The sequence below is a fragment of the Rhodoplanes roseus genome (assembly GCF_003258865.1).
Taxonomy (GTDB): domain Bacteria; phylum Pseudomonadota; class Alphaproteobacteria; order Rhizobiales; family Xanthobacteraceae; genus Rhodoplanes; species Rhodoplanes roseus.
The window spans coordinates 1-281 of the sequence record NZ_NPEX01000776.1 but is presented as its reverse complement, the minus strand read 5'-3'; the positions used below and the strand labels follow the sequence as shown (position 1 = coordinate 281).

Genomic DNA, 281 nt, shown 5'->3' with positions numbered 1-281 from the left:
CCTGGCCGATCGCTTCGGCGCTGATGTCGACGCCAATGGCCCGGAGTGCCGCGACAGCCGTCCCCGCATTGTCGATCTGATGCTGACCAAGAAGCCGCGGCAAAGGCAGGTCGAGCAATCCGTCCTCGTCCTGATAGACGAGACGGGCGTTTTCGCCGTGCGCAGCCCATTCTTGATTGTGGCGGAACGGAACGGCATGCGCCGCTTCCGCCTCGAGGCCGAGGAGCGCCATCACATGCTCGTCCTGGCGGCCAATGACGGCGGGTGCGCCAGCCTTCAGA

1 pseudogene is annotated in these 281 nt (G+C 65.5%); it reads right to left on the bottom strand.

Annotated features, from left to right (window positions below):
* Nucleotides 1-232, bottom strand: a pseudogene (locus CH341_RS33970) (bifunctional folylpolyglutamate synthase/dihydrofolate synthase); the annotation flags it as partial.
* Between the last annotated feature and the right edge of the window lie 49 nt (nucleotides 233-281).